The organism is Kaistella sp. CFF1-2, from assembly GCF_059509915.1.
This window is the reverse complement of the sequence record NZ_JCAKLF010000003.1, coordinates 255,446-269,654: the sequence shown is the minus strand read 5'-3', so window position 1 is coordinate 269,654 and position 14,209 is coordinate 255,446. Positions and strand designations below refer to the sequence as shown.

Below are 14,209 nucleotides of genomic sequence, written 5' to 3'. Positions count from 1 at the left end.
CCAAAGGCGCCGCCGAATCTGTTTATCCGATAAAAATTTATCTTAATTAACTTCCACAAACTGATAAATCACGTTTGTTTTTGGATTAACAATAATGGTTGATTTATTTGGAAAACGCTTTATTCTGTAGAATTCTAAAGACTTATCCGTTTTTATTTCACTTAAAAAATTGGTATCCAAAATACCTTCAGGAATAAATTTCTCAAAGAAGCTTAATTGGTCGATGAACTTTTGACCATCAATTTTCTTTGCTTCCGTATCCGATTTTGTTTCGTCGGTTGTTGGTTGAGCCGCCATTAATTGTAATAATTCAGCTTTGTCGGCTTTGTATTTAAAAAATAAGCTGGACTTCCGTTCGGGAATTTCATTTTCTTGCCTTTAAACTCGGAAACAATATCCATTTTTGCACTAGGAAAAACCTCTTGAAAACTTACGTCTTGCGAATTGGTAACCGAATTTATTGTTTCGTTCACGGCTTTATCCATCGTTTCTTTCACTTGTTCTTGGGCTTTTTGCTTGACCTTTTCGGTAGCTTGGTCGATACTTTCATTAATTTTTTCTTCAACTTTATTACATGAAGTCAATGTTAAAGCCAAAACAGATGCGATTGCGATATATTTTTTCATTCTTTTTAAAATTTTGAAATCTACATTCAACAATTAACTTGCCAAGAAAAGTTTAGTGACGATTCTATATTTTTTTGAGTTCAGAAAGGAGTTGCGATTGTCTGTTGATGTAGTTGTTGAGATTATTCAGTTCGATAGGATTGTCATTTTGATATTTTTCGATTTCGGGAATGGTCTTTTTGATTTTAAAAATGGTGTATGTATCATCTATTTTTTGACTGTTCAATTTGGCTTGACCTATTAACTCACGGAGTTTTTGCGTTTTTAAATCGAATCGATCTGAGCTTTGTTTTATCATTTCTAAAGCGCTTTTCTTGGTTAAAGAATCAGAAATGCTTTCCGTTTTTGATTTGGCATCTGCATAATAATTTGCAGATTTTGAAATCACTTTTTCATTTTCAGAAATTATTTTTGTGGATTCTTTTTGAAGGTTTAGGATTTTCTCATCCAATTTTTTAAGGTTTTCATTTTTATCCAATAATGCTCCAAATATCTCGTCAACCAAATTTCCACCATAACGGCTTCCGCTTTTGCTTAAGCTTGAAGACGCCGAGGATTCCGCTTCCTCGATTACATTGGTTGGATTGTTTGCTTTTGAATTTCTGTTTGAATTTTCTGAACAAGAAAACAAGAAAAAAGCGCAACTTATATACAATATCTTTTTCATAATCTGATTTTACACTATTAGTTGTTATTGATTTTGAATTTGTTACAAATTTTGTTTTTATGTTGACTATTTCTTTAAGAGCCGAAATTCCGTGTGAGGGCGGAGCCGGAAATCCTTTTGCCGACACGAAGTGGAGGTAAAAGATTGCAGGCGCAGACCGACCGCAAGCCAAGGAGCGCGAGCGAAGCGAGCGCCAAAACGGCAAGCGGACACACCCAAAAAAGAAAAATAGAATTTGTTTTTGCTACTGACAAACTGTTGTCACAACTGCCTCGTAATTTTGGAGTAGAAATTAATCCTAAAACAAAAAAAACATGACAGCAACAGCGCAAGTTCTTTCTAAAGAACAACTTTTGAAACATTGGCAAGGACACAGAAACTTGACCAGAAGGGTGATTGAGGCATTTCCAGAAAAGGATTTGTTCGAATTTTCGATCGGCGGAATGAGACCGTTCGGAAGAATGGCACTAGAAATGATTTCCATCGGAAGTCCCGCTTTGAAAGGGATTTTGGAGAAAAGTATGGATGCTTATAATGAAGAAGCTTTTCAACCCAAAACGAAGCAAGAACTTCTGGATCGTTGGGATGAGGAAACGGTATTAATAAACGATTATTATAATCAAATTCCTGAGGAGCGTTTTGCTGAAACTTTTAATTTGTTCGGGCAATTCGAGTTTCCTGTTTATGAAAATATTTTGTATTTCGTGGATAATGAAATTCATCACAGAGGGCAAGGTTATGTGTATTTACGAGCTTTGGGAATTGAGCCTCCGTTTTTCTGGGAGCGTTAGACTATCAGATAAAAGAACCGAGAATCAAGAACCAAGATTTTGAGCTTATTTATTAATTTCACAAAAAAAATCGAAATGATTAATGTAATTGTAAGCTATAAAGTAAAGCCCGAATTTGTGGCTGAAAATAAAGCGAATATTCAGAAATTTTTAGAGAATTTTAAGTCAAGAACGGATTTGAATTTTGACTACAAAGTTCTCTTTGAGGCTTATGAGAACAAGTTTACGCATATTTCAGAATATGAAAATGAGGAAATTCAGCAAGAGGTTTTGAAAATTCCAATTTTTCTTGAATTTCAAAAAGCTAGAGATGAAAAAGGCTTGGTAGAACCTCCAACGATTTCAGTTTTAGAAAATTTAGGTTCGAACAGATGATTTTTGGTTTCGGGGGCGGCTTCGCCGCGCCCGAAACTTTTTACAGATGCTTCTGTTTAATATCCGAAAGCAAATTTTTAAAATTGATTTTCAATTCTTCAGGATATATGATTTCCATAGAATCACCAAAAGTAATCAACCAACGCGGAAAACCTTCATCAATCCATTCCGTTTCAAAGGTCATTAAAATTCCGTTTTCAGTGAATTCTTCTTTGGTTAAACCATAAAATTTCTTGGAATTAACGATGTGAGCATTCAATTTTTCTTGAACTAAAATTTGAACCTCCACTTTTTCTCGTTGAGAATTCTTTTTGTAATCGGCGATACTTCCGTATTCTGCTTGAAAATCAACATCCAACTTTTGGATTTTCTGCATTCTATCAATTCGGAATTGTCGAAAATCTTTTCGAAGTGTACAAAACGCCATCAAATACCAGAAATTGAATTCAAAAAATATCCCAACAGCTTCTACAACTCGCTCTGTCACTTGGTTGTTAACCGCTTGATAGTTCAGTTTCAGTTGCTTTTTCTCAGAAATACTTTCCAAAATAATCGGAATAGAATTCTTCACAACATCTTCCTCTTTATGGCTGTAATTGTACACATCAATCTGACTTTCGATATGTTGAATCATATTTCGATCCGAATATTTTAGAACAGATTTTACTTTACCCATCGCCGTTTGATAATGACTTCCCAAACTTTCGTGAGAAAATTTTTGCATGAATTTTTCGGCTGTGATAAAACTTAAAACTTCCTCTTTTGTGAACATCACAGGCGGCAATTTATATCCTTCCATCAATGAATAGCCACTTCCAGCTTCACCAATAATCGGAATTCCAGCGCTTTCTAAAGTTTTAATATCTCGATAAATCGTCCGAACACTTACTTCAAATTTCTGCGCCAAATCTTGAGCGCGAACCAAAGGTTTGCTCTGCAATTGCGTAAGAATAGCGGTTACACGGTCTATTTTTTTTAGATAATGTTCGGACATGCAAACGAATTTAAGAGTTTTTCTTTTTCTGTCTCAAAACATACAAATATAAACTTTCCACTTTGGTGCGCGCCCATGGTGTTTTGCGAAGAAACTTTAACGAAGACGAAACACTAGGATTCTCACCCGTAAAGCATTTGATGTTAATTTGTTTTCCCAATTCGCCATAGCCTTTGTAGTACTCTAAAAGTTCTTCTAAAATAGCGTCCAAACGTTTCCCGTGAAGTGGATCTTTAGAATTTTGGTCCATATTTTTTTTGTAAAAATACTAAAACGAAAAGCTTAGTTTGCAATTTTTCATTTTAAATTCCTCTCAAACTTCACTATCTTAGCTTCATTAAATAGGCTTAAAAATGAGCAGAAATACGGATGCCAACCGAAAAGCGAATAAGAAAAAAATCGACCAAAAGAAGAGGAAAACTCAAGAAGCCGAAGAAAAACGAAAAGCTCGATTAAAAGAAATCAGAGCCAGTTTTATTGAGAAGGAGAATCAACAACCAGATAGCGAATCATGAAAATTTTACACACTGCCGATTGGCATTTAGGAAAACGCCTAGACCGATTTTCACGCTTGGAGGAGCAAGTTTCAGTGATGAATGAAATCATCGAAATCGCTGATGAACAAAAAGTTGACATGATAATCGTAGCGGGCGACTTGTTTGATAATTTTAATCCAAGTGTTGAAGCGGCTGAACTTTTTTATAAAACCTTAAAGAGACTTTCCAACAACGGAAAACGTCCCGTAATTGCGATTGCAGGAAATCACGATTCTCCTAGTTTGATTGATGCGCCCGATCCTTTGGCTCGCGAATGTGGCATTATTCTCATTGGTCATCCGCAAGCAAAAATTCAAGAATTTGAGGTAGAAAATTTCAAAATTATAAATTCTCAAGAAGGATTTTTAGAGTTGAAATTAGTTCAGTTCGCGTATCCAATTCGATTAATTCATACCGCTTATGCCAATGAAGTTCGGTTGAAACAGTATTTCGGTGAAGAAAAAGAAAAAGCCTTGAACGAAACTTTAGCTGAGCATTGGAAAACAATTGCAGATGAATTCTGTGATGAAAATGGCGTTAATATTTTGACTACGCATTTATATATGAATAAGCGTGGTGCTGCACTTTTGGAAGAACCCGAAGGTGAAAAACCAATCAAAATCGGAAATGCGGATATGGTCTATTCGGATGCGATTCCTAATCAAATTCAATACACGGCTTTGGGACATTTGCACGGATTCAGAAATATAGGAACGGAACAAAAACCTGTTATTTACAGCTCTTCACCACTTTGTTATAGTTTTTCAGAGGCTGGCCAAACCAAATACGTTTCCATTATTGATGCAAAGCCCAACCAAAACATTTCTTTTGAAAAAATTGAATTAAAATCTGGACGGCAATTGGTTAGAAAAAGTTTCGATAACGTTGATGAGACAATCACTTGGCTGACAGAAAATCCAAATACTTTAATTGAACTAACCATCGAATCTGATTCGTATTTAAAAGCGGGAGACCGCAAACGAATTTTTCAAAGTCATGACGGCATTATTTATTTGATTCCAAAGGTGAAAAATATCGAAAATCAAAATGGTGAAATCGCTGAAATTGATCTTACAAAAGATTTAGAGCCACTTTTCGTCGATTATTTCAAATCGAAAAACGCAAATCAAGAACCGAATGAAGAATTAATGCAACTTCTTCAAGAAATTAAAAACGCTTAAATGATTCCACAGAAACTCATTATAGAAGGACTTTATTCGTATCAGGAACGTCAAAGTATCGATTTTTCCAATCTTACGGAAGCGGGATTGTTTGGGATTTTCGGGGCGGTTGGTTCTGGGAAATCGTCGATTTTAGAAGCAATTTCTTTTGCGTTGTATGGCGAAACTGAGCGTTTGAATTCGCGCGATAAACGTGCGTACAACATGATGAACTTAAAATCCAATCGTTCGTATATTGAATTTGATTTCATCAATCACGAAAATAAGTTGTTCCGCGCAACACGAGAATACAAACGAAATTCTAAGAATTTTGAAAATGTAAAGCCAGCTTCGGCAGTGTTTTATGAATTTAAAAATGAAACTTGGGAAGCTTTGGATCACGTGAATGCAGAAGAAATTATTGGCTTAAATTATTCCAATTTCAAACGGACGATTATTATTCCCCAAGGGCAATTCAAGGAGTTTTTGGAGTTGGGTGCGAAAGAAAGAACCGATATGATGAAAGAAATTTTCAATCTGTATCGATTTGATTTGCAGGATAAAGTTTCAGGTTTAAATAAGAAAAATCAAACGGAACTCGATCAACTTGAAGGAAAACTTTCGGGTTTTGAAACGATTTCGGAAGAACACATTGCTACGCAAAAAGATAATTTAATTCAAGCGAAAACAGCTCAGGAAAACTTAAAACTAGAATTTGAAAAAGTCAATTCGCATTATCAACAATTAAAAAACCTGAAATCGGATTTCGAATTGCTTTCCAAAAAAGAAACTGATTTTTCGCAATTAGAAAAAAATAAAGAAAAAATTGATGCAAAAGAGAATCAATTAAAGCTTTATCAATCGACATTTCGAGTATTTAACGATGATTTAAAAGAAAAAAAAAGAAATCAAAATCTTTTAAAATCTACGGAAGAGCAATTGAAATTGGTGGACGAAAATTGGAAATCGTTGACGGATAATTCGAATCGATTACAAAAATCAAAAGAAGAACTGCAACCAAAAGTTGATGCGCTCCCAAAACAAAAAGTTCTTGAGCAAGATTTAGAATTGTTGTTTCATGTAAAATCCGATGAATTTAAACTTGAAAAAAATGCACAAAGCACGATTGAAGGTGAAAAGTTTGTAAAAGAATTTAAATCTAAAGAAGAAGAAACTTCCATAAAAATTCAAAATCAAGAACACGAAATATTAAACTTAAAATCGAACTTAATTTCGTCCGCAACAATAATTGAAGTTGGCGAGTGGTTTTCGAAAGAAAAAAACTTAACTGATAATTTAGCTAAGGAAAAAGCCAGCTTTGAAACTAACAAAAAATCGATTGAAATTCTCGACGAAAAACTAAAAAATATAGAACCAAAAAAGCTTTCCGAAGAAATTGCAAAACTAAAATCAGAAAAAGAAAAGCTCCAAAATCAGAAAAATAAGCTGGAAGTTTCACGACAACTTTCACATTATTCTACCGAATTACACGAAGGAAAAGCTTGTCCGTTATGCGGCTCGGAGCATCATCCTTCGATTGCAGTTTTTGAAGATGTGAGCAATGATTTAGAAGTTTTAGAAGAAAAACTTTTGGCTTTAAATGGACAATTGGAAAGTTTAGAACAAAAAACGAAGGAAGCGGAAAAAATAACACAAGAAAAAAACTTGGTTTCTCAGCAAGGAAAACTAATTCAAAATTCGATTGAAACGCTGGAAAAGCAAATTTCAGATTTAGAAAAAACCTTCATTTGGAAAGACTTTTCAAAAGATCAATTTGATGATTTTCAAAATCGAAAAGCAGAAAACCAAAACAAAGAGCATCAACTAAAAACAAAAGAAAAAGAACTTGAAACTTCCCGAACCGAATTAGATTCCATTCGGAAAAAACTAGATAAAGCGAATCAACGTTTTCAAGAGATTTCGAATGAAAATTTAGAATTCAAAACCAAAATAGCAAGCAACAAAGCACTTTTAAAAGGATTAAATCCAAACGATTATTCTGAAAAAACGGAAGCTGAAGTTCAATTGCAACTTGAAAATTTAAAACAAGAAAATCAAAATACAGAAACGGTTTGGAATCATTTAATTTCTGAAATTCAAGAAATTCAAGTCAAATTATCGGCTGAAAATACGAAGCGTGAACAATTTCAAAAGCAAGTTTCTGATTTGAATTCTCAATTAGAAAAAATTCAAAATCAATTGAATGAGAATTTAGGAAAATCGAATTTCAATGATCTAGATGCAGTTTTAGAAATTTTGAATCAAAATTTAGACGAGCAAAATATTCAACAGGAAATTCAGAATTTTAAAATTCAATTCGAAACTCTGAAAAACAGCATTTCGGAATTGAAGGAAAAACTAAAAGATTTTTCATTCGATGAAAACCAGTTTTTGGAAACAGAAAATCAATTTAAAATCAAAGAATCTGAACTTGCAGAATCCAATAAATTCGCGATCCAAATCGCTGCAGAAATCACTCGTTTGGAACAAGAATTCAAGAAAAAAGAGGATTTATTGAAAGAGCAGGCAGCACTTTCTAAACGTGCAGAAAACCTTAAAACGATGTTCAATCTCTTTAAAGGAGCAGGTTTTGTGCAATATGTTTCTTCCATTTATTTGCGTCAATTATGTGATCATGCCAATGTACGATTCCATCGAATGACGCGCAACCAATTGAGTTTGCGTTTGAATGATAACAACGATTTTGAAATTGTCGATTTCCTCAACGAAGGTCGTAGTCGAAGTGTGAAAACGCTTTCTGGCGGACAAGCTTTTCAAGTGTCGTTGAGTTTGGCGTTGGCTTTAGCAGAATCGGTGCAGTCCAATGCGAAAGCGGAAAAGAATTTCTTCTTTATTGATGAAGGTTTCGGAACGCAAGACGTAGAATCCGTTAACATCGTTTTTGAAACTTTAATGAATCTTCAAAAAGAAAACCGAATCGTCGGTATTATTTCCCACGTCGAAGAACTGAAAGAACGTATGCCTATCTCTTTAAGCATCGTAAAAGATGAGGAAAAAGGAAGTCTTATCCAAAACCAAAATTAATCAGCTATGAAAAATATATTCACTTTTTTTGCTTTAACACTGACGCTGTTTATGAACGCTCAAGATATTGCTAATTATAAAAAATACGAAACGGCAAACGCTCAACTTAAATCTTCAAAAACCCAAGTAAAAACGATACTTTTTGGAGATTCTATCACCGAATTTTGGAAATCTAATAATCCATCATTTTTTGAGCAGCATCAAATTGTAAACCGTGGAATTAGCGGGCAAACAACGTCGCAAATGCTACTTCGATTTCGACAAGATGTTCTGAATCTAAATCCGAAACAAGTTGTTATTATGGCGGGAATCAATGATATTGCTGAAAATACGGGTCCAATTTCTTTAGAACATGTTGCGGACAATATATTTTCGATGGTTGAATTAGCGAAATTTCACCATATTAAAGTCGTGATGAGTTCCGTTTTGCCAGCCTACTCTTTTTCGTGGAAAGCAGGAATAGAACCCGCAAACAAGGTTTTAGAACTTAACAAAATGCTGAAAGCCTATGCGTTGAAAAATAAAATTCCATTTATTGAATACCATGCTGCGATGAAAGATACTCGAAATGGATTACCAGCCAAGTATTCAGGAGACGAAGTTCATCCCAATAAGGAAGGTTACGATGTGATGGAAAAGATTTTGCTTCCGTTTTTGAAATAGTAAATAAAACAATAAAACTCGGGCGCCCAACTTCGTTGGGCGCCCGATTCTATTTAAAATTCAGACAAAAATCTGAAATTCTTCTTAGTGACCTTCTGTTCCGTCAACTCCGTGAGCGTGACCGTGAGAAAGTTCTTGTTCAGTTGCTGGTCTTGTGTTCAAGATTTCAACGTCGAAGTTTAATGTTTTTCCAGCCATTGGGTGGTTAAGATCTGCAACAACCATTTCTGGAGTTACTTCTACCACAACCGCTTGGAAATTGTTTCCTTGGTTGTCAGAAAGAGGCAAAATAGCACCTACTGGTGGCATACCTGATTCTTGGAACATATCAACTGGTAATTGAGCAATCGCATCGTCTTGTCTCTCACCATACGCCTCTGCTGGAGAAATTGTGAACGATTTTTTATCACCTGCTGTAAGACCTTTAATTTCGTTTTCAAATTTTGGAATCATCATTCCAACACCGTATAAAAAAGTAAGCGGATTTTCGCCATTTGTTTCTTCTACGAAAACTTTTTCACCATTACCTTCAATAGTGTGTAATGTGTAGCTAAGAGCAACTACATGATTGTTGTCTACTGTCATTTTTTAGATATTTAAGGATTTCTCCTTGTTTTACTTAAGTTCGTTGTAACGAGTACAAAGATAGTGTTTTGAAGTCAGTTTTTATTCGAAAATTGAAAATTAGATGGGTAGATTTTGGGCAATCCCCTCGCCTTTCCGTTGCCACTTCTCGGGTCGGGCTATTCGCTAAAAGTCCTCAGTCGACGCTCGCTTCGCTCGCGCCTCCTTCCGGGCTACCACTACTATCCCTATTGCGAATGGATGTTGTTCTTATTTGTGTAATCAATATTATTTGAAGTCCAAAATCTTGGTTCTTGGTTCTTGGTTCTAGGCTCTTGAATCTTTTAAACTAAAACTTTCTCGCTTTCGCTAACATAGGAATTGAAATCAAACCCATTATAAGCATCAAGCAAATCTGCAGCGGAAGTGAAATAAAAGAATAAATTAAGCCTATTTCACTACCAAGCGTTGCATTTTTTCCCATGGAAATAAACAAGGCCATAAAACCAAATTTCATCGCTAGGTTAAAAGCACCAATTCCACCAGAAGCCGGGATAATCATTCCTAAAGTTCCTACTACTAAAAGATAGAAACCATCGGCAAAACCAAAATCTGAGGTTTCAGGTAAGGAAAAACAAACTAAATAGGCTGCAAAATAATAACAAACCCAAATAAGAACAGTTAATAAAAAGAACTTCCCCTTTTGCTTTAATTTGAAAATCGATAATAATCCCGCTAAAATACCTTTAGCAAAATCAATCAGTTTCTTACGTTTAAAGATGACCAAATAAAGAATAGCTATTACAACTAGTACCAACAAAACAATTTTTAAAACAAAATAAAACTGTGCAAAGTCTGAAATTCCAATACTCAACAATATGTTTTCAAACCAGTTTGGTTCAGTTACTTTGTCTTCTTTCTTCTGCGTCGTGGCTAATTTGTAGAAACTAAAAATAACATCATACTTAAAAATCAAAGTCAAGCCAAGAAAAACAAGCATGCAAACCAAATCGATTACACGTTCTAAAATAATCGTTCCAAAAGATTTATCAACTGGAACTTTTTCTACACCGTAAAGCGCTGTTGCACGTGCTAATTCTCCACTTCGAGGAATCGTTAGGTTCATTAAATAACCAAATGAAATTGACCATAACGAATTGCTATTGGAGATTTTATGTCCCATCGGTTCCAATAACAAATTCCATCGAACCGCTCGAAACCAATAGGCTCCCAATCCAAAAACAGCCGCTAGCAAAACCCAAGAGTAATTCGCTTTTGCTAATGCTCCTTTAATCACCTCAAAATTCAATCCTCTTAAGGCAAGCCATAAAAAAAATCCCGCAAACGCAAGCGAGATAACGATGGTTAAGATGTTTTTTACAGGACTAGAAGTCGATTTGTTTTCCATAAAATCTTACGTTAAAAGATTGGTCTCTTCGTTCGGAAATACAATCGTTGGTTGAAAAACCTTCGCTTCTTCGGGAGACATCTGAGCGTAAGCGATGATAATAATCGTATCGCCTTTCTGTACTTTACGAGCTGCAGGTCCGTTCAAGCAAATCTCACCCGATTTACGCTTTCCTTTAATCACGTAGGTATCAAAACGCTCACCGTTATTGACGTTCACGATATACACTCTTTCCCCTACAATAAGTCCTGCAGCATCAATAAGATCTTCATCAATGGTGATGGATCCGATATAGTTAAGGTCAGATTCCGTGACTTTCACACGATGAATCTTGGATTTAAATACTTCAATTAACATGGCGCAAATTTAAGAATTTATTTGTTTTACTACGAAAAAATAGATTTTTTTCAAAAGCAAATTTATTGAGAAAAACTTTCCATAAAAATCCTTTATTTATCTAATTTTCAACAATAAAGCAAAATCACATCATTATCGATAAATATTAAGGAATTCGCAATTAGACTTATAAATTAAACAAAAGTTTAAAAACACCTTAATACAAGGCAGTTGGCATAATATTGGATGCCTACAAAAGCGATATTTACGTGCAAAGTACTATTATTAGTTTTCAATAAAAAAGGAATAAACGCTATAACATATTCGCTTTTTTGTAAAAAAATTTGCACAATATGAAATTTGTTTTATATTTGTTATTATAAGATAATCAACACACTAACTTTTTAATTTAAAAATTATGAACAAGTCTGAATTAATCGACGCAATTGCAAAGGATGCAGGAATCACTAAAGTAGCAGCTAAAGCGGCTTTAGAATCTTTTATCTCTAACGTAACTTCTACTTTGAAGAAAAAAGACGGAAAAGTATCTCTAGTAGGATTCGGAACTTTTTCAGTAGCTGAAAGAGCTGCTAGACAAGGTATCAACCCTGCTACAAAAAAACCAATCAAAATTGCTGCTAAGAAAGTTGCTAAGTTTAAAGCTGGTGCTGATCTTGCTGGAGCAGTTTCTGGAGCTAAGAAAAAATAATCATTCGATTATTATAAAAAAAGAAACCTCGTTTTATTCGAGGTTTTTTTTATGTTTTACGGTGACAATCTTGTTACTTTCCAATCATAATCTTCTTGCAAGGAGTACAAAATACGATCATGCAAACGATTCGGACGCCCCTGCCAAAATTCAATTTCATACGGTTTAGCCAAATAACCTCCCCAATAGTCTGGACGTTCAATTTCTTTTCCCTCCCACGACTTTTCTAAATCCTGCAATTCTTTTTCCAAAAACTCCCGATTCGGAATTTCGGAACTTTGATGCGAAACCAACGCTCCTAGCTGACTACCACGTGGTCGCTGCGAAAAATAACCGTCACTCAAATTCGGAGCAAGCTTTTCTAATTTGGCCTTGATAATGATTTGACGCTCCAAAACAGGCCAGAAAAAATGAAGACAAGCATGCGGATTTTTCTCAATCGCTTTGCCTTTCTTACTGTCATAATTGGTATAAAATATAAATCCTTCATGCGTGTATGCCTTCAACAAAACCATTCGAGTTCTTGGACACGAATCTGCTTCTAACGTAGAAACCGCCATGGCATTGGCTTCCGAAATCATTGCATTTTCATCCGCCTCTAAAAACCAATCTCGAAACTGCTCGATCGGATTTTCTCGAATTTCAGACTCCAAAAGTTCGGATTTTGCATAAACTTTACGGTGGTCATGAAGATTTTCCATATTATTTTATATTTTTGAGTATGAGTTATTCCTACAAAGGTAAAATTTTAATTTCCACGCCCGATATTTCGGGAGACATATTTTCTCGTTCGGTCATACTTGTCATCAATCATGACGAGAATGGCGCATTTGGCTTAATTTTAAACAAAATGAATAAAAATGTAAGCTTACGAATTGAAGAAAAAGTAGGATTTAAAGTGGAAATTTTCGAAGGAGGTCCGGTTGAAAATGATAAAATTTTTATTCTTGCTAAAGGAAAACCCGAAACCGAATCCTACATGGAATTCATAGACAATTACTACGTAACCGAAGACCTGGAAACCATCATAGCTCAAGTTTTAGAAGATAAAATTTCACTTGAAGAAATCAAAGTTTTCTCTGGCTACTCTGGCTGGACGGCTCAACAACTAGAAAACGAAATCAAACAAAAATTTTGGACGGTTGTAGAACTCTACAACATGGATTACACCTCAGAAAACGACCAAAATCTTTGGAAGAAGATTATGCAAAATTTAGGTGGTGAATTTCTGATTTGGGCGAATAGCCCGGAAGATATTTCGATGAACTAAGTTTTTAGTGAAAAACTTTAACACAATTTAGCAATCAGTTAGATTTTTCTTAACGATAAAATCACTTCCTTTGACATGCGATTTGAGATGAGAAAATGAAATTCTACATGAAGTAGAAAAATGGAAATCGCAATAATTTAGAAACCCCTAGTAAATTTCCATATTAAGGGACTAAAGCCCGATAAACGACTGCAAAACGGTTATTTATCGGGCTTGTCAATTTAAGCCATCTCGAAAGACGCTTGCCATTGCTGAATCCAATTTGAGAGGGTCTCAAACTTGAATTCTCTATTTCTAATTTTCGTTACTGAAAACAAGCCTTTAACATCCGAAATCAACAAGATTTCTTCCGCTTTTTGAGATTCGAAAGCAACCATTTCTACTTCTTCCACTTCCGCAAGATTTTGTTTGCTTAAAAATGTAACAAAATTCTCCATTAGAGGCGAAATAAACGCACCTTCGGATTGTTTTGGAACTTTGATCTTACCGTCTTGCAAAAACATCAAATTCCCCGAAATAGAACGCGCAATTCGTTTATTAGGATTCAACATTATCACTTCATCCAAATCATTTTCTTTCGCGTAAATCGAAGCGTATACATTTTCTGGACAGTGCGTTCTAATGTTACTCAACAAGCTTGTATTCACATTTATTTCCTTCAAAATATCCAATTCATAATTTCCTTGAACTTGAAGAATATCTTGTAATGAATTCCGTTTCAACACGTAACCTACATTTCCTTTTTCCAAAGATGAATCAATGGCTTCGCGAAAAGCAAAAAACTCAATAATTCCATTTTCGAATTGAAAATCGCTAATTTCTTTTTGCACCAAATTTTGAAAATACTCAAGCGTATACGTCAACGGAATATTCATTCGCATTTTACGCATCGATGCCATTAGGAAGAAATAGGATTCTTCCGCCATAATGATCGCTCCATTGCGAACAAAAAAAGCAACACTTACTGAGTCCCCGTATAAAAACGCTCTATTGATTGGTGAAAAATTTTCTGAAATTGTAAAATCTTGCATAGCTATTAAAAATAATGAACGAATTTTCATCCGT

Annotated in this window: 18 protein-coding genes; 8 read left to right on the top strand and 10 right to left on the bottom strand. The window is 34.8% G+C overall.

Going from position 1 to position 14,209, the window contains the following annotated elements:
* Positions 1 to 42: 42 nt before the first annotated feature.
* The 3 genes from AC5XHR_RS10505 to AC5XHR_RS10495 form a co-directional block, all read right to left on the bottom strand.
* Positions 43 to 297, bottom strand: coding sequence for a hypothetical protein (locus AC5XHR_RS10505; protein ID WP_495950746.1), 255 nt, complete (start codon positions 295 to 297; stop codon positions 43 to 45).
* On the bottom strand, positions 297 to 626 hold the full coding sequence (locus AC5XHR_RS10500; protein ID WP_495950745.1) for a hypothetical protein: 330 nt from the start codon (positions 624 to 626) through the stop codon (positions 297 to 299). Before AC5XHR_RS10500 ends, AC5XHR_RS10505 begins: the two co-directional genes overlap by 1 nt.
* A gap of 64 nt (positions 627 to 690) precedes the next feature.
* Positions 691 to 1,293 (bottom strand): hypothetical protein, encoded by a 603-nt coding sequence (locus AC5XHR_RS10495; RefSeq protein ID WP_495950744.1) that lies wholly within the window; start codon positions 1,291 to 1,293, stop codon positions 691 to 693.
* Positions 1,294 to 1,607: 314 nt separating this feature from the next.
* Between AC5XHR_RS10495 and AC5XHR_RS10490 the strand changes: the two genes are divergently transcribed.
* Both AC5XHR_RS10490 and AC5XHR_RS10485 read left to right on the top strand, forming a co-directional pair.
* Positions 1,608 to 2,084 carry a DinB family protein gene (locus tag AC5XHR_RS10490; RefSeq protein WP_495950743.1) on the top strand — a complete coding sequence of 159 codons (477 nt, stop codon included), beginning with the start codon at positions 1,608 to 1,610 and terminating at the stop codon, positions 2,082 to 2,084.
* A gap of 75 nt (positions 2,085 to 2,159) precedes the next feature.
* Positions 2,160 to 2,459 carry a hypothetical protein gene (locus tag AC5XHR_RS10485; RefSeq protein ID WP_495950742.1) on the top strand — a complete coding sequence of 100 codons (300 nt, stop codon included), beginning with the start codon at positions 2,160 to 2,162 and terminating at the stop codon, positions 2,457 to 2,459.
* Between the two features lie 40 nt (positions 2,460 to 2,499).
* Here AC5XHR_RS10485 and AC5XHR_RS10480 read toward each other — a convergent pair whose 3' ends face one another.
* Entirely contained in the window at positions 2,500 to 3,453 is a 954-nt protein-coding gene (locus tag AC5XHR_RS10480) for a helix-turn-helix transcriptional regulator (protein ID WP_495950741.1), read from the bottom strand.
* Positions 3,454 to 3,463: 10 nt separating this feature from the next.
* Positions 3,464 to 3,703 (bottom strand): VF530 family protein, encoded by a 240-nt coding sequence (locus AC5XHR_RS10475; protein WP_495950740.1) that lies wholly within the window; start codon positions 3,701 to 3,703, stop codon positions 3,464 to 3,466.
* A gap of 103 nt (positions 3,704 to 3,806) precedes the next feature.
* On the opposite strand from AC5XHR_RS10475, the gene AC5XHR_RS10470 reads away from it, so the two are divergent.
* Genes AC5XHR_RS10470 through AC5XHR_RS10455 form a run of 4 tightly spaced genes read left to right on the top strand, consistent with a single transcriptional unit; the run spans position 3,807 to position 8,857 of the window.
* On the top strand, positions 3,807 to 3,968 hold the full coding sequence (locus AC5XHR_RS10470) for a hypothetical protein (RefSeq protein ID WP_495950739.1): 162 nt from the start codon (positions 3,807 to 3,809) through the stop codon (positions 3,966 to 3,968).
* A complete protein-coding gene (locus AC5XHR_RS10465) occupies positions 3,965 to 5,170 on the top strand; it encodes a metallophosphoesterase family protein (RefSeq protein ID WP_495950738.1) in 1,206 nt (401 codons plus the stop codon). The genes AC5XHR_RS10470 and AC5XHR_RS10465 overlap by 4 nt, the downstream gene beginning before the upstream one ends.
* The gene (locus AC5XHR_RS10460; RefSeq protein ID WP_495950737.1) at positions 5,171 to 8,194 is read left to right on the top strand and encodes an AAA family ATPase; all 3,024 of its coding nucleotides are present in this window, start codon (positions 5,171 to 5,173) and stop codon (positions 8,192 to 8,194) included.
* 6 nt (positions 8,195 to 8,200) lie between these two features.
* Positions 8,201 to 8,857, top strand: coding sequence for a GDSL-type esterase/lipase family protein (locus AC5XHR_RS10455; protein ID WP_495950736.1), 657 nt, complete (start codon positions 8,201 to 8,203; stop codon positions 8,855 to 8,857).
* Positions 8,858 to 8,941: 84 nt separating this feature from the next.
* On the opposite strand, the gene AC5XHR_RS10450 is transcribed toward AC5XHR_RS10455, so the two are convergent.
* The 3 genes from AC5XHR_RS10450 to panD all read right to left on the bottom strand — a co-directional run bounded on the left by AC5XHR_RS10450 (position 8,942) and on the right by panD (position 11,186).
* Entirely contained in the window at positions 8,942 to 9,442 is a 501-nt protein-coding gene (locus AC5XHR_RS10450; RefSeq protein WP_495950735.1) for an FKBP-type peptidyl-prolyl cis-trans isomerase, read from the bottom strand.
* Between the two features lie 328 nt (positions 9,443 to 9,770).
* A complete protein-coding gene (locus AC5XHR_RS10445) occupies positions 9,771 to 10,829 on the bottom strand; it encodes a lysylphosphatidylglycerol synthase transmembrane domain-containing protein (RefSeq protein WP_495950734.1) in 1,059 nt (352 codons plus the stop codon).
* A 6-nt stretch (positions 10,830 to 10,835) separates the two neighbouring features.
* The gene (gene panD / locus AC5XHR_RS10440; RefSeq protein WP_495950733.1) at positions 10,836 to 11,186 is read right to left on the bottom strand and encodes an aspartate 1-decarboxylase; all 351 of its coding nucleotides are present in this window, start codon (positions 11,184 to 11,186) and stop codon (positions 10,836 to 10,838) included.
* 397 nt (positions 11,187 to 11,583) lie between these two features.
* Here panD and AC5XHR_RS10435 point away from each other — a divergent pair, with 397 nt between their 5' ends.
* Positions 11,584 to 11,874 carry an HU family DNA-binding protein gene (locus tag AC5XHR_RS10435; RefSeq protein WP_495950732.1) on the top strand — a complete coding sequence of 97 codons (291 nt, stop codon included), beginning with the start codon at positions 11,584 to 11,586 and terminating at the stop codon, positions 11,872 to 11,874.
* 56 nt (positions 11,875 to 11,930) lie between these two features.
* Here AC5XHR_RS10435 and pdxH read toward each other — a convergent pair whose 3' ends face one another.
* On the bottom strand, positions 11,931 to 12,575 hold the full coding sequence (pdxH, locus tag AC5XHR_RS10430; RefSeq protein WP_495950731.1) for a pyridoxamine 5'-phosphate oxidase: 645 nt from the start codon (positions 12,573 to 12,575) through the stop codon (positions 11,931 to 11,933).
* Between the two features lie 20 nt (positions 12,576 to 12,595).
* Here pdxH and AC5XHR_RS10425 point away from each other — a divergent pair, with 20 nt between their 5' ends.
* Positions 12,596 to 13,144 carry a YqgE/AlgH family protein gene (locus tag AC5XHR_RS10425; RefSeq protein ID WP_495950730.1) on the top strand — a complete coding sequence of 183 codons (549 nt, stop codon included), beginning with the start codon at positions 12,596 to 12,598 and terminating at the stop codon, positions 13,142 to 13,144.
* A gap of 221 nt (positions 13,145 to 13,365) precedes the next feature.
* Here the strand turns inward: AC5XHR_RS10425 and AC5XHR_RS10420 are convergent, their stop codons facing one another.
* A complete protein-coding gene (locus AC5XHR_RS10420) occupies positions 13,366 to 14,175 on the bottom strand; it encodes an aminotransferase class IV (RefSeq protein ID WP_495950729.1) in 810 nt (269 codons plus the stop codon).
* Between the last annotated feature and the right edge of the window lie 34 nt (positions 14,176 to 14,209).

Coding starts and splice junctions, on each gene's coding strand:
- AC5XHR_RS10505 (WP_495950746.1), bottom strand. CDS start 297: ATGGCGGCTCAACCAACAACCGACGAAACAAAATCGGATACGGAAGCA.
- AC5XHR_RS10500 (WP_495950745.1), bottom strand. CDS start 626: ATGAAAAAATATATCGCAATCGCATCTGTTTTGGCTTTAACATTGACT.
- AC5XHR_RS10495 (WP_495950744.1), bottom strand. CDS start 1,293: ATGAAAAAGATATTGTATATAAGTTGCGCTTTTTTCTTGTTTTCTTGT.
- AC5XHR_RS10490 (WP_495950743.1), top strand. CDS start 1,608: ATGACAGCAACAGCGCAAGTTCTTTCTAAAGAACAACTTTTGAAACAT.
- AC5XHR_RS10485 (WP_495950742.1), top strand. CDS start 2,160: ATGATTAATGTAATTGTAAGCTATAAAGTAAAGCCCGAATTTGTGGCT.
- AC5XHR_RS10480 (WP_495950741.1), bottom strand. CDS start 3,453: ATGTCCGAACATTATCTAAAAAAAATAGACCGTGTAACCGCTATTCTT.
- AC5XHR_RS10475 (WP_495950740.1), bottom strand. CDS start 3,703: ATGGACCAAAATTCTAAAGATCCACTTCACGGGAAACGTTTGGACGCT.
- AC5XHR_RS10470 (WP_495950739.1), top strand. CDS start 3,807: ATGAGCAGAAATACGGATGCCAACCGAAAAGCGAATAAGAAAAAAATC.
- AC5XHR_RS10465 (WP_495950738.1), top strand. CDS start 3,965: ATGAAAATTTTACACACTGCCGATTGGCATTTAGGAAAACGCCTAGAC.
- AC5XHR_RS10460 (WP_495950737.1), top strand. CDS start 5,171: ATGATTCCACAGAAACTCATTATAGAAGGACTTTATTCGTATCAGGAA.
- AC5XHR_RS10455 (WP_495950736.1), top strand. CDS start 8,201: ATGAAAAATATATTCACTTTTTTTGCTTTAACACTGACGCTGTTTATG.
- AC5XHR_RS10450 (WP_495950735.1), bottom strand. CDS start 9,442: ATGACAGTAGACAACAATCATGTAGTTGCTCTTAGCTACACATTACAC.
- AC5XHR_RS10445 (WP_495950734.1), bottom strand. CDS start 10,829: ATGGAAAACAAATCGACTTCTAGTCCTGTAAAAAACATCTTAACCATC.
- panD (WP_495950733.1), bottom strand. CDS start 11,186: ATGTTAATTGAAGTATTTAAATCCAAGATTCATCGTGTGAAAGTCACG.
- AC5XHR_RS10435 (WP_495950732.1), top strand. CDS start 11,584: ATGAACAAGTCTGAATTAATCGACGCAATTGCAAAGGATGCAGGAATC.
- pdxH (WP_495950731.1), bottom strand. CDS start 12,575: ATGGAAAATCTTCATGACCACCGTAAAGTTTATGCAAAATCCGAACTT.
- AC5XHR_RS10425 (WP_495950730.1), top strand. CDS start 12,596: ATGAGTTATTCCTACAAAGGTAAAATTTTAATTTCCACGCCCGATATT.
- AC5XHR_RS10420 (WP_495950729.1), bottom strand. CDS start 14,175: ATGCAAGATTTTACAATTTCAGAAAATTTTTCACCAATCAATAGAGCG.